General features: G+C 63.9%; 20 protein-coding genes. 9 read left to right on the top strand and 11 right to left on the bottom strand.

Annotation, left to right across the window (positions count from 1 at the left end; genetic code table 11):
• The first annotated feature begins 158 nt into the window (after positions 1-158).
• From nadB to I4X03_RS20845, 5 genes are read left to right on the top strand one after another with little or no spacing between them, the layout of a single operon-like run.
• The gene (gene nadB, locus I4X03_RS20865) at positions 159-1,772 is read left to right on the top strand and encodes an L-aspartate oxidase (RefSeq protein WP_223470238.1); all 1,614 of its coding nucleotides are present in this window, start codon (positions 159-161) and stop codon (positions 1,770-1,772) included.
• Between the two features lie 31 nt (positions 1,773-1,803).
• Positions 1,804-2,703: a DMT family transporter gene (locus tag I4X03_RS20860; RefSeq protein WP_223470236.1), complete on the top strand. Its 900-nt coding sequence runs from the start codon at positions 1,804-1,806 to the stop codon at positions 2,701-2,703.
• An 11-nt stretch (positions 2,704-2,714) separates the two neighbouring features.
• The gene (locus I4X03_RS20855) at positions 2,715-3,557 is read left to right on the top strand and encodes an NAD-dependent protein deacetylase (RefSeq protein WP_223470234.1); all 843 of its coding nucleotides are present in this window, start codon (positions 2,715-2,717) and stop codon (positions 3,555-3,557) included.
• Between the two features lie 51 nt (positions 3,558-3,608).
• Positions 3,609-4,628 carry an alpha/beta fold hydrolase gene (locus I4X03_RS20850; RefSeq protein WP_223470232.1) on the top strand — a complete coding sequence of 340 codons (1,020 nt, stop codon included), beginning with the start codon at positions 3,609-3,611 and terminating at the stop codon, positions 4,626-4,628.
• A gap of 50 nt (positions 4,629-4,678) precedes the next feature.
• Positions 4,679-5,197: a lipocalin family protein gene (locus tag I4X03_RS20845; RefSeq protein WP_223470231.1), complete on the top strand. Its 519-nt coding sequence runs from the start codon at positions 4,679-4,681 to the stop codon at positions 5,195-5,197.
• Between the two features lie 53 nt (positions 5,198-5,250).
• Here the strand turns inward: I4X03_RS20845 and nadC are convergent, their stop codons facing one another.
• The 3 genes from nadC to I4X03_RS20830 are packed head-to-tail and all read right to left on the bottom strand — an operon-like array spanning position 5,251 to position 8,879.
• Complete coding sequence (nadC, locus tag I4X03_RS20840) at positions 5,251-6,114, bottom strand: carboxylating nicotinate-nucleotide diphosphorylase (RefSeq protein ID WP_223470229.1); 864 nt, start codon at positions 6,112-6,114, stop codon at positions 5,251-5,253.
• Positions 6,111-7,244, bottom strand: coding sequence for a quinolinate synthase NadA (gene nadA / locus I4X03_RS20835; RefSeq protein ID WP_223470227.1), 1,134 nt, complete (start codon positions 7,242-7,244; stop codon positions 6,111-6,113). The genes nadC and nadA overlap by 4 nt, the downstream gene beginning before the upstream one ends.
• 36 nt (positions 7,245-7,280) lie before the next feature.
• Positions 7,281-8,879 carry an ABC-F family ATPase gene (locus tag I4X03_RS20830; RefSeq protein ID WP_223470225.1) on the bottom strand — a complete coding sequence of 533 codons (1,599 nt, stop codon included), beginning with the start codon at positions 8,877-8,879 and terminating at the stop codon, positions 7,281-7,283.
• Positions 8,880-8,976: 97 nt separating this feature from the next.
• Here I4X03_RS20830 and I4X03_RS20825 point away from each other — a divergent pair, with 97 nt between their 5' ends.
• Entirely contained in the window at positions 8,977-9,459 is a 483-nt protein-coding gene (locus tag I4X03_RS20825) for a metallophosphoesterase family protein (protein ID WP_223470223.1), read from the top strand.
• 49 nt (positions 9,460-9,508) lie between these two features.
• Positions 9,509-10,855: an MBL fold metallo-hydrolase gene (locus tag I4X03_RS20820; RefSeq protein WP_223470220.1), complete on the top strand. Its 1,347-nt coding sequence runs from the start codon at positions 9,509-9,511 to the stop codon at positions 10,853-10,855.
• Here I4X03_RS20820 and I4X03_RS20815 read toward each other — a convergent pair.
• The 8 genes from I4X03_RS20815 to queE all read right to left on the bottom strand — a co-directional run bounded on the left by I4X03_RS20815 (position 10,842) and on the right by queE (position 17,201).
• Positions 10,842-11,183: a zinc ribbon domain-containing protein YjdM gene (locus tag I4X03_RS20815; RefSeq protein WP_223470218.1), complete on the bottom strand. Its 342-nt coding sequence runs from the start codon at positions 11,181-11,183 to the stop codon at positions 10,842-10,844. The genes I4X03_RS20820 and I4X03_RS20815 overlap by 14 nt on opposite strands.
• 61 nt (positions 11,184-11,244) lie before the next feature.
• A complete protein-coding gene (locus I4X03_RS20810; protein WP_223470216.1) occupies positions 11,245-12,429 on the bottom strand; it encodes a DUF418 domain-containing protein in 1,185 nt (394 codons plus the stop codon).
• The gene (locus I4X03_RS20805; RefSeq protein ID WP_223470214.1) at positions 12,429-13,706 is read right to left on the bottom strand and encodes an NAD(P)/FAD-dependent oxidoreductase; all 1,278 of its coding nucleotides are present in this window, start codon (positions 13,704-13,706) and stop codon (positions 12,429-12,431) included. The genes I4X03_RS20810 and I4X03_RS20805 overlap by 1 nt, the downstream gene beginning before the upstream one ends.
• The gene (ldcA, locus tag I4X03_RS20800; RefSeq protein ID WP_223470212.1) at positions 13,699-14,616 is read right to left on the bottom strand and encodes a muramoyltetrapeptide carboxypeptidase; all 918 of its coding nucleotides are present in this window, start codon (positions 14,614-14,616) and stop codon (positions 13,699-13,701) included. Before ldcA ends, I4X03_RS20805 begins: the two co-directional genes overlap by 8 nt.
• Positions 14,613-15,539 (bottom strand): alpha/beta fold hydrolase, encoded by a 927-nt coding sequence (locus I4X03_RS20795; protein WP_223470210.1) that lies wholly within the window; start codon positions 15,537-15,539, stop codon positions 14,613-14,615. Before I4X03_RS20795 ends, ldcA begins: the two co-directional genes overlap by 4 nt.
• A gap of 105 nt (positions 15,540-15,644) precedes the next feature.
• Positions 15,645-16,121, bottom strand: a complete 477-nt coding sequence (gene tadA, locus I4X03_RS20790) for a tRNA adenosine(34) deaminase TadA (protein ID WP_223470208.1) — start codon at positions 16,119-16,121, stop codon at positions 15,645-15,647.
• Complete coding sequence (queD, locus tag I4X03_RS20785) at positions 16,114-16,560, bottom strand: 6-carboxytetrahydropterin synthase QueD (RefSeq protein ID WP_169463826.1); 447 nt, start codon at positions 16,558-16,560, stop codon at positions 16,114-16,116. The genes tadA and queD overlap by 8 nt, the downstream gene beginning before the upstream one ends.
• A gap of 5 nt (positions 16,561-16,565) precedes the next feature.
• A complete protein-coding gene (queE, locus tag I4X03_RS20780) occupies positions 16,566-17,201 on the bottom strand; it encodes a 7-carboxy-7-deazaguanine synthase (protein WP_223470206.1) in 636 nt (211 codons plus the stop codon).
• Between the two features lie 181 nt (positions 17,202-17,382).
• On the opposite strand from queE, the gene I4X03_RS20775 reads away from it, so the two are divergent.
• Together I4X03_RS20775 and I4X03_RS20770 are read left to right on the top strand one after the other, a co-directional pair.
• Entirely contained in the window at positions 17,383-18,333 is a 951-nt protein-coding gene (locus tag I4X03_RS20775; RefSeq protein WP_223470204.1) for a sensor histidine kinase, read from the top strand.
• A gap of 93 nt (positions 18,334-18,426) precedes the next feature.
• Positions 18,427-19,416: a sensor domain-containing diguanylate cyclase gene (locus tag I4X03_RS20770; RefSeq protein WP_223470202.1), complete on the top strand. Its 990-nt coding sequence runs from the start codon at positions 18,427-18,429 to the stop codon at positions 19,414-19,416.
• Positions 19,417-19,555 lie beyond the last annotated feature (139 nt).

Raw genomic sequence — 19,555 nt, 5'->3', positions numbered from 1 at the left:
GAAGGCGCCCGCGCAGTGACCGCAGGCATTTGTATCATTGCCGAATCTTGCATTTCGTGCATTGACTAGGGACAAGCGCAACCTGACCATGCGGGCGCGAGGCAGGCGGCGGACAAATGGACTATAGTGATGCTTCTGTACAAAACCTAAACAATGTCATGAAATTTGATGTCGCTATCGTTGGCAGTGGCCTGGCCGGCTTGTCGGTCGCCCTGCACCTCGCCGAAACCCGCAAAGTTGCCATCATCTCCAAGCGCAGCTTGCTCGACGGCGCCAGCAACTGGGCCCAGGGCGGGATCGCCGCGGTGCTCGATTCTGGCGACAGCCACCAGAAGCACATCGAAGACACCCTGGTCGCGGGCGCCGGCCTGTGCGACGAGGCGGCCACGCGCTACATCGTCGAACACGGCCGCGTCGCGATCGAGTGGCTGATCGCCCAGGGCGTGCCGTTCACGCGCGACCCGAGCGCCGAAATGGGATTCCACCTGACCCGCGAAGGCGGCCACAGCGAGCGGCGCATCATCCACGCCGCCGACGCGACCGGCCACGCGGTGCAAGTCACGCTGGAACAGAAGGTGCGCGCGCATCCGAACATCAGCCTGTTCGAGCAGCACTTCGCGATCGACGTCATCACGTCGGACAAGCTGGCCGCCCAGGGGCTGCCGCCATCGAGCCAGCCGCGCTGCCACGGCCTGTATGTGCAGGACGAGAAGACCGGCCGTGTGCTGACTGTCGAAGCCGAGCACACCGTGCTGGCCACCGGCGGCGCCGGCAAGGTCTACCTGTACACCACCAACCCGGACACCGCCACCGGCGACGGCATCGCGATGGCCTGGCGCGCCGGCTGCCGCGTCTCGAACATGGAGTTCATCCAGTTCCACCCGACCTGCCTGTACCACCCGTTCGCCAAGTCCTTCCTGATTACCGAAGCGATCCGCGGCGAAGGCGGACGCCTGCTGCTGCCGCCGGAAGCCGGCGCCGCTGCCGGCACCCGCTTCATGCCGATGCACGACCAGCGCGGCGAACTGGCCCCGCGCGACGTCGTCGCGCGCGCCATCGACTTCGAAATGAAGAAGCGCGGCCTCGATTATGTCAACCTGGACATCAGCCACCTTCCGGCCGAATTCCTGGTCGAGCACTTCCCGACCATTTATGCGCGCTGCCTCGAACTGGGCATCGACATCACCAAGGAACCGATTCCGGTCGTGCCGGCCGTGCACTTCACTTGCGGAGGCATCGTCACCGACCTGGCTGGCCGCACCGACATCCCGGGCCTGTACGCCGTCGGCGAAACCGCCTGCACCGGCCTGCATGGCGCCAACCGCCTGGCCAGCAATTCGCTGCTCGAGTGCCTGGTCATCGGCCGCTCGTGCGCAATGGAGATCGCCGCGATGGCGCCTTTGGCCACGCCTTCGCTGCCGGCATGGGATGAAAGCCGCGTCACCAACGCCGACGAGGAAGTGGTCATCGCCCACAACTGGGACGAGCTGCGCCGGTTCATGTGGAACTACGTCGGCATCGTCCGCACCACCAAGCGCCTGCAGCGAGCGCAGCACCGCATTTCGCTGCTGAAGGAAGAAATCGACGAGTATTACCGCAACTTCCGCATCACCCCCGACCTGCTCGAACTACGCAACCTGGTCGACGTGGCCGAACTGATCGTCAACAGCGCGCTGACCCGGCGCGAAAGCCGCGGCCTGCACTTCAGCCGCGACTATCCGGACACGCTGCCGAAGGCACTGCCAAGCGTGCTGACGCCGCCGCGACGATAGGGCCTGACAAGGCCGCCACCGGCCTGCGACCATGAACCACAAACTGACACCGTCCACCGCGGCCCTGCTGACGATTCCGCCGCTGCTCTGGGCGGGCAACGCGATCGCCGGTCGCCTGCTGCGCGACGCGGTGCCGCCGATGACGCTCAACCTGCTGCGCTGGACCATCGCCCTGGTGATCCTGATCCCGCTCGGCCGCGCCGCGCTCAAGCGCGGCTCCGGCCTGGTGTCCAACTGGCGCCGCTTTTCGATGCTTGGCCTGCTCGGCATCGGGCTGTACAACTCCTTTCAATACCTTGCGCTGCAAACCTCCACGCCGATCAACGTGACGCTGGTGGCATCGGGCCTGCCGGTGTGGATGCTGCTGGTCGGGTCGCTGTTCTTCGGCGTGAAGGCGCGCGCGCGCCAGCTGGCCGGCGCGCTGCTGTCGATCGCCGGCGTGCTGCTGGTCCTGTCGCGCGGCGAGTTGGGCCAGCTGCTGGCGCTGCGCCTGGTCCCCGGCGACGTGTACATGATCCTGGCCACCATCGCCTGGTCGTTCTACAGCTGGCTGCTGATGCAGCCGAAGGACCCGGAGCAGATCCGCGCCGACTGGGCCGCCTTCATGCTTGCGCAAGTGATCTACGGGGTGCTGTGGTCGGGGGCGTTCACGGCCGCGGAAGTCGCCGCCGGCAGTCCGCCGGTTGCCTGGAGCTGGCCGGTTGCCGGCGGCCTGCTGTTTGTGGCGGTCGGCCCGGGCATCATCGCCTTGCGCTGCTGGGGCGCCGGTGTCCAGCGCGCAGGCCCGAGTGTCGCCGCATTCTTTGTCAACCTCACGCCGCTGTTCGCCACCGTGCTCTCGTCGGCGTTTCTCGGCGAGACCCCGCACCTGTACCACGCCGCCGCATTCGCACTGATCGTCGGCGGCATCGCGGTATCGGCGCGCCGCTAGCACCAAGAGCCATGGCCGACGACTCCCCGGATACCGCCGCGCTGGAACAGATGGCGCACTTTTTAACCCGCCACGCACGCGTGCTGGTGCTGACGGGCGCAGGGATCAGCACCGGCTCGGGCATACCGGACTACCGCGACAAGGACGGCGCGCGGCGCGGACCGACACCGGTGCAAGGCCCCGACTTCCGCAAGTTCGAGGCGACCCGCCGCCGCTACTGGGCGCGCAGCATGGTCGGCTATCCGACACTGGCGCGCGCCGAGCCGAACGCCGGCCATCGGGCACTGGCCGACCTGGAAGCGAAAGGAGCGATCGGCGCGCTGATGACGCAGAATGTCGACGGGCTTCACCAGCGTGCGGGCAGCACCGGCGTACTCGAACTGCATGGGAATATCCACGCCGTCATCTGCCTCGATTGCCACGCGCACTTCAGCAGGGCGTTCGTGCAGCAGCTGCTGGAAGAGGCCAATCCCGGCATGCTCGGACAGAACGCGCGCCCGCTGCCGGATGGCGACGCCCAGATCGAACCGGAAGCGCTGGCCGACTTCCACACACCGTTCTGCGTCCATTGCGGCGGAACATTAAAGCCCGACGTTGTGTTCTTCGGCGATGGCGTGCCAGCCGCTTGCACCCGCCGCGCGCTGGCGCGCATGGAGGACGCCGACGCGCTGCTGGTGGTCGGCTCGTCGCTGGTGGTATTTTCAGGCTACCGTTTCTGCAGGATGGCCGCAGCAGCGGGCAAGCCAGTCGCCGCGATCAACCTCGGCAAGACCCGGGCGGACGAATTGTTGACGCTCAAGCTCGCGTCCTCGGCGGAACGGGTACTGCCCCTGCTGCGAGATTTCCTGAACTAAGACGCCCTCTCCCCAGTCACACTGACTGGGCGGTTAATAACGGAGAGCGTCGTGACAAATAACATCACAAGCTATTACCCCACTCATACCCCAGCGTTGAACAATTGGCGCGGCCCGGGCCTGTTGGCCGGCGCCGCCTTGCTGGCATCCTTTCTCTACGTGCGCGCCAAGACCCGGCAGGCGGAGGCAAGCAACCCGCCAACCGGGCAATTTGTCGACGTCGACGGGGTGCGGCTGCACTACACGGTGCAAGGTGAAGGACCGCCGCTGGTAATGCTGCACGGAAATGGCGTTACCCACAGCGATTTCGACAACAGCGGCCTGGCCGGGCGCCTGGCAAGGCAGCACAAACTCTACCTGTTCGACCGGCCCGGCTATGGCTACAGCGAGCGCCCCCGCACCACCGTATGGACGCCAAAGGCGCAGGCCGAACTGCTGTACCGGGCGCTCGCCAAGCTGCAGGTCGAGCGCCCGGTGGTGCTGGGACACTCGTGGGGCACGCTGGTCGCGGTGGCAATGGGCCTGGCGCATCCCGGGTACGTGCGCGGCCTGGTGCTCCTGTCGGGATACTACTATCCCAGCGTGCGGCTCGATGCGCCGCTGATGTCGCCGCCGGCGATACCGGTCATCGGCGACGTGCTGCGCTACACGCTATCGCCGCTGCTCGGGCGACTGATGTGGCCGGCGATCGCCAGGCGCGTGTTCAGCCCTGCACCGGTGCCCGACAGCTTCCGCCAGCTGCCCGTGTGGATGATGCTGCGGCCCTCGCAACTGCGCGCGGGCGCCGCCGAAAGCGCACTGATGATCCCGTCCGCGATGGCGCTCCGTAAGCACTATCCTGAGCTGACGATGCCGGTGTCGATTATCGCAGGCAGCGCGGACCGGGTCATCGACCCGTCCGACAACTCCGGACGCCTGCACAACGTGGTGCTGCGCAGCACCCTAAAGATCGAGCCAGGCGTGGGCCACATGGTCCACTATACGCATCCGGAGGACATCGCCCGGGCGGTCGATGCGATAACCATGGCGGAACCTGTGCGCCTGGCGCATGGCGAGGCCAGCCGGGCGTAGCAGTATTATCAAACGCGCTACAATCTCCTCGGGTTTCGAGGAGAAAAATTATGCGTGCGTTTCTAGTGTTGTGTGCAGTGCTGCTGGCCGGCTGTGCAGGCAAGCCGGACAATATCACCCCGGTGCAGAACTTTGACAGTGCAAGGTATCTCGGCAAGTGGTACGAGATTGCTCGGATGGATCACTCGTTCGAGCGCGGCCTGACGAATGTCACGGCGGAGTACAGCATGAACCCGGACGGCACGATCAAGGTGCTCAACCGCGGCTACAACCCGGAAAAGAAAGAATGGAAGGACGCGGAAGGCACGGCGAAGTTCGTCGAGGGGCCCAACGTCGGCTACCTGAAGGTGTCGTTCTTCGGGCCGTTTTACGGGTCGTACGTGGTGTATGAGCTGGACCAGCAGGACTACAGCTATTCGATGGTCAGCGGGCCGGACAAGGATTATATGTGGCTGCTGTCGCGCACGCCGGCGATGGACCCGGCAACGAAAAAGCGCCTGCTCGACAAGGCGCAGGCGCTTGGGTTCGATACGTCGAAGCTGATCCACGTGCCGCACGAGGCGCGTTAGCGGTCAATTCGGCGGATGCGCGCGTCGTCGCGCTTATCCGCCGCCTCCGACGGTCAGAGGATACGCAGCGAGTAATCCGTCGCGCGCACATCCTTGGTCAGGCTGCCGATCGAGATCCGGTCGACGCCGGTTTCAGCGATCGCGCGCACGCTGTCCATGTTGACGCCACCTGAAGCCTCGAGAAGCGCACGGCCAGCATTGAGCGCAACCGCATCGCGCATCATCTGCAAATCAAAGTTATCCAGCAAAACCGACACTGCGCCAGCCGACAGCGCCTCTTCCAGCTGCGCCAGGTTTTCCACCTCGATCTGAATCGACACGCCGGCATCGAGCGCCTGCGCCGCAGCCATTGCCGGACGCACGCCGCCGGCGGCCGCGATGTGGTTTTCCTTGATCAGGATGCCGTCATACAGCGCCATGCGCTGGTTCTTGCCGCCGCCAACCCGCACAGCGTACTTCTGCGCCTGGCGCAGGCCGGGCAGCGTCTTGCGGGTGTCGAGAATGGCAGCTTTGGTCCCGGCGATCAGGTCGACGTACTTGCGCGTTGCGCTGGCGACGCCCGACATCAGCTGCATGAAGTTGAGCGCGCTGCGTTCAGCCGTCAGCAAGGCGCGCGGTGGGCCTTCGATGGTGCAAACGACGCTGTTCGCCGTCATCATGTCGCCTTCGGCATACTGCCAGTCGATCTCGATGGACTGGTCCAGCGCCAGCATCACCCCTTCGAACCACGGCGCACCGCACAGCACAGCGTCTTCACGCACGATGACGCGCGCACGCGCCCGGACATCATCGGGCACCAGCTTGCCGGTCAGGTCGCCGGTGCCAACGTCTTCGAGCAGCGCCGCCAGCAGGTTCTGCTCGAACGACGCCTGCAGCTTCTCGTCAAAATCATTAAACGGGTTACGCAAGGTCGTCATGCAGGGCCAACTCCGGAGAACAGTGAGGTTTCGGTCGCCAGGTCGCCGGTCGGCAGCGCCTTGGCCTTTTTCGCCGCCGCGAAGTCGAGCATGCGGTCGATGGCGCGAACCGCCTCCTTGCCGATGGCAGGGTCGACGAAGATCTCGTTCTTGCCGCTTTCGAGCACGTCGGCCAGGTTCTGCAAGCCGTTCATCGCCATCCATGGGCAGTGCGCGCAGCTCTTGCAGGTTGCGCTGTTGCCGGCGGTCGGTGCTTCAATAAAATGCTTGCCCGGCGCCGCCATGCGCATTTTGTGCAGGATGCCATTGTCGGTGGCGACGATGAATTCGGTCGCGTCCAGGTTCTGCGCCGCGTTGATCAGCTGCGTGGTCGAGCCGACGACGTCGGCCATCGCCACAACGCTGGCTGGCGACTCGGGGTGCACCAGCACCTTGGCGTGCGGATGTTCGGCCTTCATCAGCTCAAGTTCGACGCCCTTGAATTCATCGTGAACGATGCACGAACCCTGCCACAGCAGCATGTCCGCGCCGGTCTTCTGCTGGATGTAGCCGCCGAGGTGCTTGTCCGGCGCCCACAGGATTTTTTTGCCCTGCGCGTGCAGGTGCGCCACGATATCGAGGCCGATCGAGGACGTCACCATCCAGTCGGCGCGCGCCTTCACGGCTGCACTGGTGTTCGCGTACACGACCACGGTGCGGTCGGGATGCTGGTCGCAGAAGGCGGCGAATTCGTCCGCCGGGCAGCCCAGGTCGAGCGAACAGGTCGCGTCCAGGTCCGGCATCAGGATGGTCTTCTCAGGGCTGAGGATTTTCGCCGTCTCGCCCATGAAGCGCACCCCCGCCACGACCAGGGTCTTGGCCGGGTGATCGCGGCCGAAGCGCGCCATCTCCAGCGAATCGGACACGCAGCCGCCGGTTTCTTCCGCCAGGTCCTGCAAGTCGGCGTCGACATAGTAATGCGCGACCAGCACGGCCTCGCGCTCCTTCAGCAGCTTGCGGATGCGCTCCTTGAGCGCGATCTTTTCTTCTGCCGAAGGCGTCGCAGGCGCGCGTGCCCACGCCTGCGCTGTGCAGCTCAGGCCACCCTGCGGGTGGTCGTACTCGACGGTCTTGATCGGAAGGACTCTCATGGTGATACCCCCATCGTTGTTATTGCCAGAACCGGCTTAGTTAATACCCTGGCTTTGCAGGTAGTCTTCGTAGTTGCCGCGGAAGTCGATGATCTTGCCGTCCTTGATTTCGAGCACGCGGTTGGCCAGCGACGACACGAACTCGCGGTCGTGCGACACGAATATGAGGGTGCCCGCGTATTTATCCAGTGCGATGTTCAGCGACTCGATCGATTCCATGTCCATGTGGTTGGTCGGTTCATCGAGCATCATGACGTTATGACGGCCCAGCATCAGCTTTCCGTACATCATGCGGCCCTTCTCGCCACCCGACAGCACCTTGACCGACTTCTTCACCTCGTCGCCGCCAAACAGCAGGCGGCCCAGGATCGAGCGCACGGCCTGGTCGTCGTCGCCTTCCTTGGTCCAGCGCCCCATCCAGTCGGTCAGGTTGAGGTCGGCCATGAATTCTTCGGTCGGATCCTGCGGCATGTAGCCGACGTTGGCGTTCTCGGCCCACTTCACGCGGCCGGTATCGGTGGTCATGCCGCACAATTCGCCGCAGATCGAACGCAGCAAGGTGGTTTTACCGGCGCCGTTAGGGCCGATGATGGCGATGCGCTCGCCCGCTTCGACCATGATGCTGAAGTTCTTGAACAGCTGCTCGTCGTACTTCTTCGAGATGCCTTCCACTTCCACCGCCAGGCGGTGCAGCTTCTTCTCGCCTTCGAAGCGGACAAACGGGTAGGCGCGCGAGGACGGCTTGAGGTCTTCGACCTTGATCTTGTCGATCTGCTTGGCGCGCGAGGTCGCCTGGCGGGCCTTCGACTTGTTGGCCGAGAAGCGGCGCACGAAGTCCTGCAGTTCCGCGACCTTTTCCTTGGCCTTGGCATTGTTCGACAGTTGCTGGTTGCGTGCCTGGGTCGACGCGAGCATGTACTCGTCGTAGTTGCCCGGGTAGATCTTCAGCGTGCCATAGTCCATGTCGGCCACGTGGGTGCAAACCTGGTTCAGGAAGTGGCGATCGTGCGAAATGATGATCATGGTCGAGTTGCGCTGGTTAAGCACGTCTTCGAGCCAGCGAATCGTATCGATGTCCAGGTTGTTGGTCGGTTCGTCGAGCAGCAGGATGTCCGGGTTCGAGAACAGCGCCTGCGCCAGCAGCACGCGCAGCTTCCAGCCTGGCGCCACGGCGCTCATCGGGCCCTGGTGCTGGTCGATCGATACGCCGGCGCCGAGCAGCAGCTCGCCGGCGCGCGCCTCGGCCGAGTAGCCGTCGTATTCGGCCACTTTCGCTTCCAGTTCGGCCGCGTGCATGTAGTCGTCGTCGGTCGCCTCGAGGTTCGCGTAGATCGCGTCGCGTTCGGTGATCGCGTTCCACAGTTCGGTATGGCCCATCATGACCACGTCGAGAACGCGGGTATCTTCGTAGGCGAACTGATCCTGGCGAAGCTTGCCGAGGCGCTCATTGGTGTCGAGCATGACATTGCCGCCCGATGGGTCGAGGTCGCCGCCGAGGATCTTCATGAAAGTCGACTTGCCGCACCCGTTCGCGCCGATCAGGCCATAGCGGTTGCCATCGCCGAACTTGACGGAAATGTTTTCGAACAACGGCTTGGCGCCGAATTGCATTGTGATATTAGCTGTAGATAGCACTGGTAAAGCCCTTGCATGCGATGATTTGATTAACCGTGTATTTTACCATCGTGCGGGCTGCCGCTGCCGCCACCCTTCTGATTCAGATGCATAACTTATGAAAAAAGACACGAAACCGGCCGGTCAATGGAGGATAGGCGTCATCTCGGATACCCATGGGTTGCTGCGCCCGGAAGCGTTGGCCCTGCTCGCGGGTAGCGACTACATCATCCATGGCGGAGATATTGGCAAGCTGGACATACTTGAGGTCTTGGGCGCGATGGCGCCGCTGACGGTGGTGCGCGGGAACAATGACCGGCAAGACTGGGCACGCAATATTCCCGAATCGGCTCGGCTTAGCGTGGGCGGCGTGGATTTGTTCGCCGTACACGACATCGCGGACGACCAAGGCCACTCGGATGGCGCCAAAGTGGTCATTTCCGGGCATTCACACAAGCCGGCCATTGCAGAGCGCGATGGAAAACTGTTCCTCAATCCCGGCAGTGCCGGGCCACGCCGCTTCAAGCTGCCGATCAGCGTGGCAGAAATTCTGATCTGCAATGGTGACGTTACAGCCCGCATCATCGAGATCGCCGCGTAAGCCGCATGCGATAATCGCGCTCCCTCGCGTCAACCATCTCTACTGAACCATGTCTCTGAGAATATCCAGGATTCTCCACGCCGGCTACGTCTTCGAGTGCGACGGCGCGCGGATCGCCTTCGACCCCATTTTCGAGAATCCGTTCAGTACCAACTGCCATGCCTTCCCGGATGTGCGTTTCGACCTTGAGCAGATACGGCGGGAGCGGTTCGACGCGGTTTTTATTTCCCATTTCCACGATGACCATTGTTCGCTCGACAGCCTGAACTTGCTCGACCGGTCCACACCGATTCACATCTACTGCATCTTCGACGAGCTGTTCGACATGATCAGGGCGCTCGGCTTTCCGAATTTGTACAAGCTGGAAACGAACGTCCCGGTCAGCATCGGCCCGTTTTCGGTGACCCCGCGCGAGGCGATTGATTCGGACGTTGACTCGATGTACCAGATTCGGGCCGGCGGGATGAACGTCCTGAACGTGGTCGATTCATGGATTTCGCCAGTGGCGCTTGCCGACCTGGCGAAGGAATCTCCATGGGACATGGTTTTATGGCCATTCCAGACGATGCGCGAGATCGAGGTGCTCGCGCCATCACGCGCCGATGCCAGCCCCCCGGAGATTCCGGCGGAATGGCTCGGCCAGCTCAAGGTGCTCAACCCGCGCTTCGTTGTCCCGAGCTCATGCCAATTCATCCAGGAATCATGGTCCTGGTACCAATCCAGATTTTTCCCGATTACCTACGCACAGTTCCAGCGCGAAGTAGAGGCCGCGCTTCCCGATGCAAAAGTCATTCGGCTGAATCCATCGGTTTCAATCGTGCTGGATCGGGATTCGCTTCAGGCGGCAGACGCGCTGCCATGGGTGATCCCGGTCGGCGAGCAGGATGTCGATTACCGCTACGACAGTAAAGTCGCGCCACCGCACACCGCCGAGCTGGCGCGCCATTTTCCGGCGCTGATGGAAGATGAAATGAGCGTCGTGCTGGATTATTGCCGATCGGGCTTGCTGCAGAAGTACGAGGAAATGGAGCTGCCGGAGGATAGCTTCTTCGACCAGGCGCGCATATGGCGCCTGTCGATCTACGGCCAGGACGGCGCGCAAACCGCATTCCATTACCGGGTCGAAGGCGACGCGATCGCGCTCGTTGACGGCACCGCCGCGCCGGCGTGGACGACTGAAGTCCCAGCCGCAAAGTTGTTCGCCGCACTGACGCAGGGCGAGGCGCTGACATCGATGTACATGCGGATCAACGATGCGTTGTTCGATGCCGACGTCGAGGCCGACCACGAACTCGCCGAAATCGTCGACGACCCGCTGATCCGGTGCCTGTTCAACGATGCCTTCGGCGCATATCAGGCAGCGCAGTTACGCCGCCTGGGCATTACACCTTCTTGACGAACTCGGTCTTCAAACTCATCGCCCCGAAGCCGTCGATCTTGCAGTCGATGTCGTGATCGCTGTCGACCAGGCGGATGTTCTTGACCTTGGTGCCCATCTTGACAGTGCCGCCCGAGCCCTTCAGCTTGAGGTCCTTGATCACGGTGACGGTGTCGCCATCCTGCAGCAGATTGCCGGAAGCGTCCTTGTAGACCCGGGCGCCCTCTTCCGGCGCGCCTGCTGCCTGCGCGCTCCACTCGTTGCCGCATTCCGGACAGACCAGCTGGGTGCCGTCTTCGTAGGTGAACTCGGAACTGCACTTCGGGCATGGGGGCAAAGCGGTCATTTTGGTATCCTGTGATCGAGGCGCGGGGCCCCACGAAAAGACGCAAGTATATAGCGCCGCTTCAGTGCCGGTAAGTATATCGCCGCCAGATGGCCTCCATCGGCCCCTGGTCGTGCCTTGACATCCACCAGCGGCTGAACGGAATCTGAGTCAGCACGATTCCCGCCCACAGGGCCATCAGCTGCGCCCGCGACAAGGAGGCGCCAAGGCCCAGCCCATATGCGTGCAACAGGAATCCGCATGCGAGCGACTGCATCAGGTAATTGGTCAGCGCCATGCGGCCGACTGGCGCCAGCAACGCGGCCACCTTCGCCATGGCACGCTCACCGGCAAGCATGAACACGGCGATGTAGGCGGCCGCCAGCGCAGGCCCGGATACCTCGAGGATCAGCGAGGCCAGATGAAAGGCGCGCGACGAACCTTCGGGCTCGAGTGCCCAGCCCAGTGCCTCGTAGCCGAACCAGACATTCAGCGGCAGTGCGATGAAAACACCAGCGAGCAGCACCCGCCACCACAGGGCGCGATGTTGTTCAGGGTGCGTCAGCCATCCGCGCTGCACGGCCGCGACCCCAAGCAGGAACAGCAGCGCGATGCGCGGCACGAACAGCCAGAATCCGCTGATATTCAGGCGGAAGTCCTTGATCCTGGCCAGCGTCACATCGATCCAGCCGCCGCGCGTATAAATGTCGTTTGCGAGAAGCGCTTCGGAGGCGGTATCGGCGCCGTAGTCGGGCATGCCGGCGACGCTCGCCAGGATGAATGCCGTCAGAAGCAGCAGCGCCATGTTGACGAGGACGGTCAGCCTGATCGACTGCTTTATCCCGGACCACGCGTCGCCCGCGCGGCGCAGCAGCCAGAAACCAGTCAACGCATAGGCAGTGAGGATGTCGCCGAACCAGAGCAAGGCGCCGTGCAGGACGCCGGCCACCAGCAGCCACGTCAGCCTGCGCCGATAGATGGCCTTCGCCTCGTCAAGGCCGGAGCGCTCCTCCAGTGAACGCATCTGCAAAACGAATCCCGCGCCAAACAAGAAGGCAAAAATCGGATAAAACTTCTGTTCCGCGAAAGCGGCGGCGAAGAACACGGCGAGCCGGTCGCCGCTGGTCGCGGTCATGTCGACCACGCCGTAGCGCAGGGCCGTGTAGCCGTAGACGAAGCCCCACATATTAATCAGGAGGATGCCGAACACCGCAAGCCCGCGCAGCGCGTCGATCCGTGCCGACCTGGTCGACAGTGGCGCGCCCATTACTGGCGCATCCAGTCGCGCAGTTCGTAGTACCAGTAAGTGAGCTGCGCGGCAAACAGGCCGGCCGGGCCACCTGCATGCGGCAGTCCGTAGGCGTTCATGGCGTCCAGCTTCGTCGCGTCGCCACACAGTGCGGCGGCGAGCAGTTCGCCGGCGAGCGTTGTGGGGCCAACCCCATGTCCGCCAAAGCCCATGCCGTACCAGAGGCCTTCAGGCAAGCGGCCCAACTGCGGCATCCGATGGCGGCCATAGCTCATCATGCCGCTCCATGCATAGTCGATCCGGGCGCCGGCAAGTTGCGGGTAGACCTTCAGCATATCCTGCTGCAGCAATCGCGCCACCTCGGCCGGCCCGCGGTCGCGTATCGCGATGCGCCCGCCCCACAGCAGGCGGGTATCGGCCAGCGGGCGATAGTAGTCGAAGGCGAAGCGCGTGTCGTACACCGCAGCGCCCGTCCGCACCGATTCCTGCAGGCGCTCGCCAAGCGGTTCGGTCGCCACGACGTAGGTGGCGATCGGCAGGATCGCTCCCCCAAGGCGTGGGTACAGCCGCTCGATGTATCCGCCGCAGCAAATGACCACGTCCCTGGCGCGCACCTGGCCGCCAGCGGTCTGCACCAGCCAGCCGTGGCCATCGGGCGAGATGCGCGTCGCCTTGCTGCGTTCATGCACGGCGACGCCCCGCCCGGCCAGCACGCGCGCCAGCCCCTGCGCGTATTTCAATGGATGGAAGTGGAATGCTGACGGTTCGAACAGCCCGCCAAAATAGCGCCTGGTGCGCAGCCGCTCGCCGAGGTCGGCGCGGCTGATGCGCTGCCATTCGACGCCGAGCCGGTCGGCCATGAAGCGCTGCTGGTCATCGAGGATGCGCTCGTCGTCGAACCAGTTGGCGAGAATGACGCCGTCGTAGCGCGCGTCGCAGTCGATGGCATAGCGCTCGATGCGGTCCCTGATCTGCTCTACAGCGGCGAGCGTGAGGCGATAGAGCGCGCGCCCTGCCTGGTCGCCCGCGCTTTCCAGCAGGGCCCGTTCGCCGAGCGAGAAACCGCCGAACACAAAGCCGCCATTGCGGCCAGAGGCGCCGTGGCCGATGGTTTCGCCTTCCAGCAGCACGACACCGGTCTCGCCGCGCTCGACCAGCGACAAAGCCGTCGCCAGGCCTGCGAAGCCGCCGCCGATGATGCAGACCGGCGTATCGACCGGTCCTGCGAGTGATGGATAAGAGTCGCCTGCCGACGTAGCCTGGTAAAAGCTATGCGCCGGCAGTGGGTCAGCCATGCGCGATGGTCGGGTAGTCGCTCATGGTGAGCGTGAAGCCGGCCTGGCTGGAAACCAGGCGTGCCTGGGCGCCGAAGGGAATCGTCACGCGCGTGCGGCCATGCCCGAATGGCAGGCCGGTGAGCACCGGAACCGGCATCACGCCGCGCAGGTAGTCGACCATCACGTCGAAGTCGTAGCCGTTGTCGGCCGCCGTGATCCCATACGATGAGAAGTCGCCGAGCACGATCGCCTTCTGGCGCTCGATGGCGCCAGCCTGCAGCAGCTGCAGCAGCATGCGCTCGATGCGGTATGGGTGCTCGTTGACGTCTTCAAAGAACAGGATGCCGTCATCGATTCGGGGGAAGTAGCTGGTTCCGACCAGCGACATCACCATCGCCAGGTTGCCGCCCCAGATCGTGCCGCTTGTTTCAACCGTCGGATTGCCGGCGGCTTTGGCGCTGATCGTGTGCGTCGGCCCCGCCAGGCAGCTCCAGAAGTTATCGAGCGTGAAGTCGACGGTTTCCGGCGCGCCGAAGTCCGGGTGCAGCATCGGGCCCGCATAGCTCTTCGCGCCAGTTTTGGCCATCAGCCCCATCTGGAACGCGGTGAAGTCGGAAAAGCCGACAAAAATCTTTCCGCTCGCCGCCATCGTATCGAAGTCGATGCGCGGCAGCAGGCGCGTGAGGCCGTACTGGCCGCGCAGCGCCATCACCACCGCGATGTCCGGGTCACACGCAGCAGCGTTCAGCTGCGCCAGGCGCGCCTCATCGGTCGCGCCGAAACGCTGGAACACCTTGGCGGTGTCGAAGTAGTTGTGGACCACGTGGCCGCGCGCTTCAAGCAGCGCAACGCCGCGCTGGACGATTGCGTCGTCCAGCGTGTATCCGCTCGGCGCGACGATGCCGATGCCTGGGGTTGATGTGATCACTGTTTTTCAAAAAGCCGTGGTGTTGGGTCGGCTTCCATCTTACCGTGAGCGTGCGCGTCGATCAAGGCGAGCAACCGTTCGACCAGCTGGCCGGGCAAGTCGTGGCCCATGCCTTCGATGAGTTCCAGCCGCGCGCCCGGGATGCTGCGGGCGACATCGATGCCGCAGGCGGCCGGGATCAGCGGGTCGGCGGCGCCGTGGATCACCAGGGTGGGCACGCTGATCGTCTTCAGCAGCGGGGTCAGATCGCCTGCCGCCGCCACCGCCACCGTCTGGCGCGCCACGCCCGCGCCGTTGAGGTTGCGGCGAATGGCGTGGGTGATATTGTCGCGCAGCTGTTTTTCAGGCGTGGGATAGGCCGGGCTGCCGATCACCTTGTAGATGTCGACGGTGTGCGCGATAACCGCTTCCATGTCGCGCACATTGCGGGGAGCCCGCATCATGACGGCGCGCGCTTCGCGCGTTGGCCCGGGCAGGCCGCGGCGCCCGCTGCTGGTCATGATCGCCGTCAAGCTGAGGACGCGGTCGGGATACTTGGCCGCCATGATCTGGCCGATCATGCCGCCCATCGACGTGCCCACCACATGCGCCTTGGCCACGCCCAGCGCGCGCAGCACCCCGCGCGCATCCTCGGCCATGTCGTCGAGGGTGTAGGCGGTCTTGATCGGCCAGCGCAGCAGGGTCTTGAGGTAGGTGAGCCAGAGGTTGGGCGTGCCGGCATGGTCGAACTTGGTCGACAGCCCGCAGTCGCGGTTGTCGTAACGAATGACGTAGAAGCCCTGTTCGACCAGCCCTTCGACGAAATCGTCGGGCCAGGCGATCAGTTGCATGCCCAGGCCCATGATCAGCAGGATAGGAACGTCTTTCGGATCGCCCGCCGTTTCGTAGGCGAGGCGGATGCCATTCGACTTCAATGTAGGCATGGTATCGGCGCGCTGAATTAACTGATTTCAGCATACCATTTTTGCGCGGCGCGGGCATGCGCGCGGCAGCCAATTGCATGAGCGGCGCCAAGCCGGCCCCAGTGATTATTCCGGCACGATCACGCGGCGCGCGGCAGTGCGGCGTTCGGCGAAAAATCCTTTGAGCATTGCAGCGGACTCGTCGGCCATGACGCCGCCGACCACTTCAGTGTGGTGATTCAACTGTTCCTGCTCGAACAGGTTGACGACCGAGCCGGCCGCGCCGGTCTTCGGATCCTGCGCGGCATAGATGACCCGCGCCAGGCGCGCGTGCATCATGGCGCCGGAACACATTACGCATGGTTCCAGCGTGACATACAACTCGCAGCCCGGCAGCCGGTAGTTGCCCAGCTTTACCGCTGCGGCGCGCAGCGCGACGATCTCGGCGTGCGCGGTCGGATCATGCTGCCCGATTGGCTGGTTGTAGCCGACCGCGATCACTTCGCCGTCCTTGACCACCACCGCGCCGACCGGCACTTCGCCCAGCCTCCACGCATGGCGGGCCTGGTCCAGCGCCAGCTGCATGAATGCGCTATCAGGCATCGGTGATTTCTGCCCAGCAGTTCGGGGTTTCGTGCAGCACCAGCTTGTGCAGGTGCAGGCCGGTGCCGTAGCGGTCCTTGTAGGCCGCTTTCAGGATCGCGAAGGCAACCTGCGCCAGGTTTTCGACGGTCGGAATGCGGTCGATCACGACCGTCTTGTGGCCCGGCAGGCTGGCCAGGAATTCGCGCACCTTGTCGTCCTTTTCGTAGACGATGAAGGCGTGGTCCCAGACATCGACCAGGTGTTCCTTGGCCAGCGCCTTGATGTCCGAAAAGTCCATGATCATGCCGTTGTCGGAGTTGCCTTCGACTTCGATGACTGCGCCGGTCAGCGTGATTTCCAGGGTGTAGCGGTGCCCGTGCAGGTTGCGGCACTGGCTCTTGTGGTCGGGAATCCGGTGTCCGGCATCGAATTCGAGCTTGCGGGTAATGGTCAGCATTGCGTTCAGGGTATCTGGAGGAGTTTGTGGGTTTGCAGGCTCAGCTTCCACTTGGGATTGCGCTTGCAAGTCTCGATGGCGAGACGGGTGTTGAATTCGGCCAGCGGACCGTCCATCGGCTGGACGAAGAAATTCTCGAAGTCGAGGTGTTCGTAGGCGCCCAGGTCCTGGTTGGCCTGCGGAATGACGACCTTGATCTCGCTGCCCTTTTCCACCACCAGCTTCGAACCCATCTTCGGGCTGACGCAAATCCAGTCGACGCCTGGCGGCACCGGCAGGGTGCCGTTGGTTTCAATGGCGATGGTAAAGCCGGCCGCGTGCATGGCGTCGATCAGGGTGGCGTCGAGCTGGAGCAGCGGCTCGCCGCCCGTGAACACGACGTACTTGCTCGCTGGATAAGAAGCTGGCCACAAGCTGTCGATACGCGCCGCAAGCTCTGCCGCTGTGGGGAATTTTCCACCCAGTTCGCCATCCGTGCCGACGAAGTCGGTGTCGCAAAACTGGCAGACTGCGGTCGCACGGTCGATTTCGCGGCCAGTCCACAGGTTGCAGCCGGAAAATCGGCAAAACACCGCAGGGCGCCCGGCGTGCGCGCCTTCGCCTTGCAGTGTGTAAAACATCTCTTTAATACTGTAAGTCACGGGGATTGCCTCAATCGTCAACCTTCCATTATACCGCGACAAGCCGTCAGCCGGGTAAGCAGTATTTTCGCCACCGGCATGATTTCTTCCCGCTACGCAAGTATTTGATCGTGGACAAGAAGCTCAACAGCAGCACGCTGTACCTTGATACAGGTCGATTCTGCCCTGCAGGAAGGATGCCATGAAACGCGTTCCCCGTTACCTCAGCGCCGCCCTCCTGTTTGGTGGCGCATGCGCGCCCAGCCGCGCATTCAGTCCCGCCGCCTGGAGCGCGCAGACGCCCGCGCTGATGGTGGCTGCGCTCTGGCTGCTGGCGCTCGGCTGGGTCTTGCACACGCTGCTGCGCTACCGCGTTGGTGTCGACGACCGCCGCAACGACGCCCAGGTGCAGCTCGGCGTGGAGCGGCATGCCCGGGCGCTGGCCGAGCGGGCCCTGGCCGAAACCCACAAGGTGCTGTGCCGTCTGCTCGAGCAGCAGGAAGCCGTGCGCGACACCGAACGGCTGCGCATCGCGCGCGACATCCACGACGACCTCGGCCAGAACCTGATGGCGCTGAAAATCGAGCTGACCTTGCTGCAGCGGTCGACGCGCGGCGCCGATCCCCAGCTCAACGCCCAACTCGGCATCATGGTCCGCAACCTTGACTTGGCGATCAGGTCGCTGCGCGGCATCATCAATGACCTGCGTCCACCGGCCCTCGACGCCGGCCTGCGCTTCGCGATGGAATGGCAACTGAGCGAGTTTTCGCGGCTGAACGGCATCGAGCACTGCTTCAGCGCCGACCCTGCTGCGTTTGACAACGGCAAAGAGCTCGATGCGATGTTGTTCCGCATCTTGCAGGAGTCGCTCTCGAACGTCGCGCGCCACGCGCAGGCAACAGAAGTGCGGGTCGACCTCAGCTGCGCGCCCGGAAGTGTCAATTTGGCAATTCGCGACAATGGGACCGGCATCAAGCGCCACCATGCTGCCGATTGCCGCGGCCTGGATGGCATCCGCGACCGCGTCGCTGCGGTCGGCGGGTCGGTGAGCATCGACAGTCCGCCGGGTGGCGGTTGCCAGCTAAGCATCGCCGTACCGCTCACCCGGGCGTTGACGCTCGGCGGCGCGGCATCGCCGCATGGATTGGCCTAGATCAAGTGTCGAAATTAGTTCCGGTAGGAAAATAAGTTCCGCAGGACAGTTATTTCTCGCAGCCAGCCAGCTATTAAAAAGAGGGAACGGCCCATGATGAGCGCAACGACAATTCAGTGCCTGGATGAAGGCAGCGGCAATCCTGAGCGGATTTTCGCCAACCGGCTGATGGAGACGCTGGCGGTACCGGCGTTCGTGCTCGATACCGAACGGCGCGTGATAATCTGGAACCGCGCCTGCGAGCGCCTCACCGGCGTGCTTGCCGAAGAAGTGCTCGGTACGCGCGACCACTGGCGCAGCTTTTACCAGGAGCTGCGCCCTACCCTGGCCGACCTGGTCATCCAGAACAGCCCGGGCGACATCACGCGGCTGTACAGTTCAGTAAAAGGCGATATGCTCGCCGGCACCCAGCTGTGCGCCGAAAGCTGGTGCGACATGCCGCGCGCCGGACGCCGCTACCTCGCCGCCGACGCCAGCCCCGTCTTCGACGACAACAACAAGCTCATTGCCGTGGTCGAGACGCTGCGCGACATGACCGCGGAGAAGCAAGCCCAGCTCGCGCTGGAGCAGCTGGCCACGCGCGACGGCCTCACCGGGCTGGCCAACCGGCGCTGCTTCGACGACACGCTGAAGGCCGAATGGGCGCGTGCGATGCGCCAGAAGCAGCCCTTGTCGCTGCTGATGGTCGACGTGGACAACTTCAAGGCCTACAACGATGCCAACGGCCACCTCGGCGGCGACGAATGCCTGAAGCGGATCGCCAAGGCGGTGGCGTCCGAAATGCGCGCGAACGACCTGGTGGCGCGCTATGGCGGCGAAGAATTTGCCGTGATCTTGCCGAACCAGGCGCTCAAGGGCGCGGCCATCGTCGCCGAACGCATCCGCGCACGGGTCGAGCAGCTGCGCATGCCCAACAAGTTCGCCCGCGATGGCCGGATCACCGTCAGCATCGGCGCCGCCACCGCGCTCGCATCGAACGGCACCGACCCCTCGGAGCTGGTCTCGACTGCCGACACGGCGCTGTACCGCGCCAAGCACATGGGCCGCAACCGTATCAGCCTTCCCGCCACCGAACCGGCCTGACCCCGGCCATGCCCGGCCGCCCGGCGCGGCCGGGCCGCTCAATCCAGCGACCCGCGCCCGCGCGGATATCGACGTTTTTGCGACGCTGCGCGAATTTTCCTTGTCCTATGACGAGCGATTAAACTATCCTTGCCCGCTT

The sequence above is a fragment of the Massilia soli genome, assembly GCF_016809835.1.
Lineage (GTDB): Bacteria > Pseudomonadota > Gammaproteobacteria > Burkholderiales > Burkholderiaceae_D > Telluria_A > Telluria_A soli.
The sequence above is the reverse complement of the archived record's forward strand: the minus strand, read 5'-3'. Positions and strand labels throughout refer to the sequence as shown.

Coding starts and splice junctions, on each gene's coding strand:
- I4X03_RS20860 (WP_223470236.1), top strand. CDS start 1,804: ATGAACCACAAACTGACACCGTCCACCGCGGCCCTGCTGACGATTCCG.
- nadB (WP_223470238.1), top strand. CDS start 159: ATGAAATTTGATGTCGCTATCGTTGGCAGTGGCCTGGCCGGCTTGTCG.
- I4X03_RS20775 (WP_223470204.1), top strand. CDS start 17,383: ATGAAACGCGTTCCCCGTTACCTCAGCGCCGCCCTCCTGTTTGGTGGC.
- I4X03_RS20815 (WP_223470218.1), bottom strand. CDS start 11,183: ATGACCGCTTTGCCCCCATGCCCGAAGTGCAGTTCCGAGTTCACCTAC.
- I4X03_RS20845 (WP_223470231.1), top strand. CDS start 4,679: ATGCGTGCGTTTCTAGTGTTGTGTGCAGTGCTGCTGGCCGGCTGTGCA.
- I4X03_RS20810 (WP_223470216.1), bottom strand. CDS start 12,429: ATGGGCGCGCCACTGTCGACCAGGTCGGCACGGATCGACGCGCTGCGC.
- nadA (WP_223470227.1), bottom strand. CDS start 7,244: ATGAGAGTCCTTCCGATCAAGACCGTCGAGTACGACCACCCGCAGGGT.
- I4X03_RS20770 (WP_223470202.1), top strand. CDS start 18,427: ATGATGAGCGCAACGACAATTCAGTGCCTGGATGAAGGCAGCGGCAAT.
- I4X03_RS20820 (WP_223470220.1), top strand. CDS start 9,509: ATGTCTCTGAGAATATCCAGGATTCTCCACGCCGGCTACGTCTTCGAG.
- queD (WP_169463826.1), bottom strand. CDS start 16,560: ATGCTGACCATTACCCGCAAGCTCGAATTCGATGCCGGACACCGGATT.
- I4X03_RS20805 (WP_223470214.1), bottom strand. CDS start 13,706: ATGGCTGACCCACTGCCGGCGCATAGCTTTTACCAGGCTACGTCGGCA.
- I4X03_RS20795 (WP_223470210.1), bottom strand. CDS start 15,539: ATGCCTACATTGAAGTCGAATGGCATCCGCCTCGCCTACGAAACGGCG.
- I4X03_RS20855 (WP_223470234.1), top strand. CDS start 2,715: ATGGCCGACGACTCCCCGGATACCGCCGCGCTGGAACAGATGGCGCAC.
- tadA (WP_223470208.1), bottom strand. CDS start 16,121: ATGCCTGATAGCGCATTCATGCAGCTGGCGCTGGACCAGGCCCGCCAT.
- nadC (WP_223470229.1), bottom strand. CDS start 6,114: ATGACGACCTTGCGTAACCCGTTTAATGATTTTGACGAGAAGCTGCAG.
- I4X03_RS20825 (WP_223470223.1), top strand. CDS start 8,977: ATGAAAAAAGACACGAAACCGGCCGGTCAATGGAGGATAGGCGTCATC.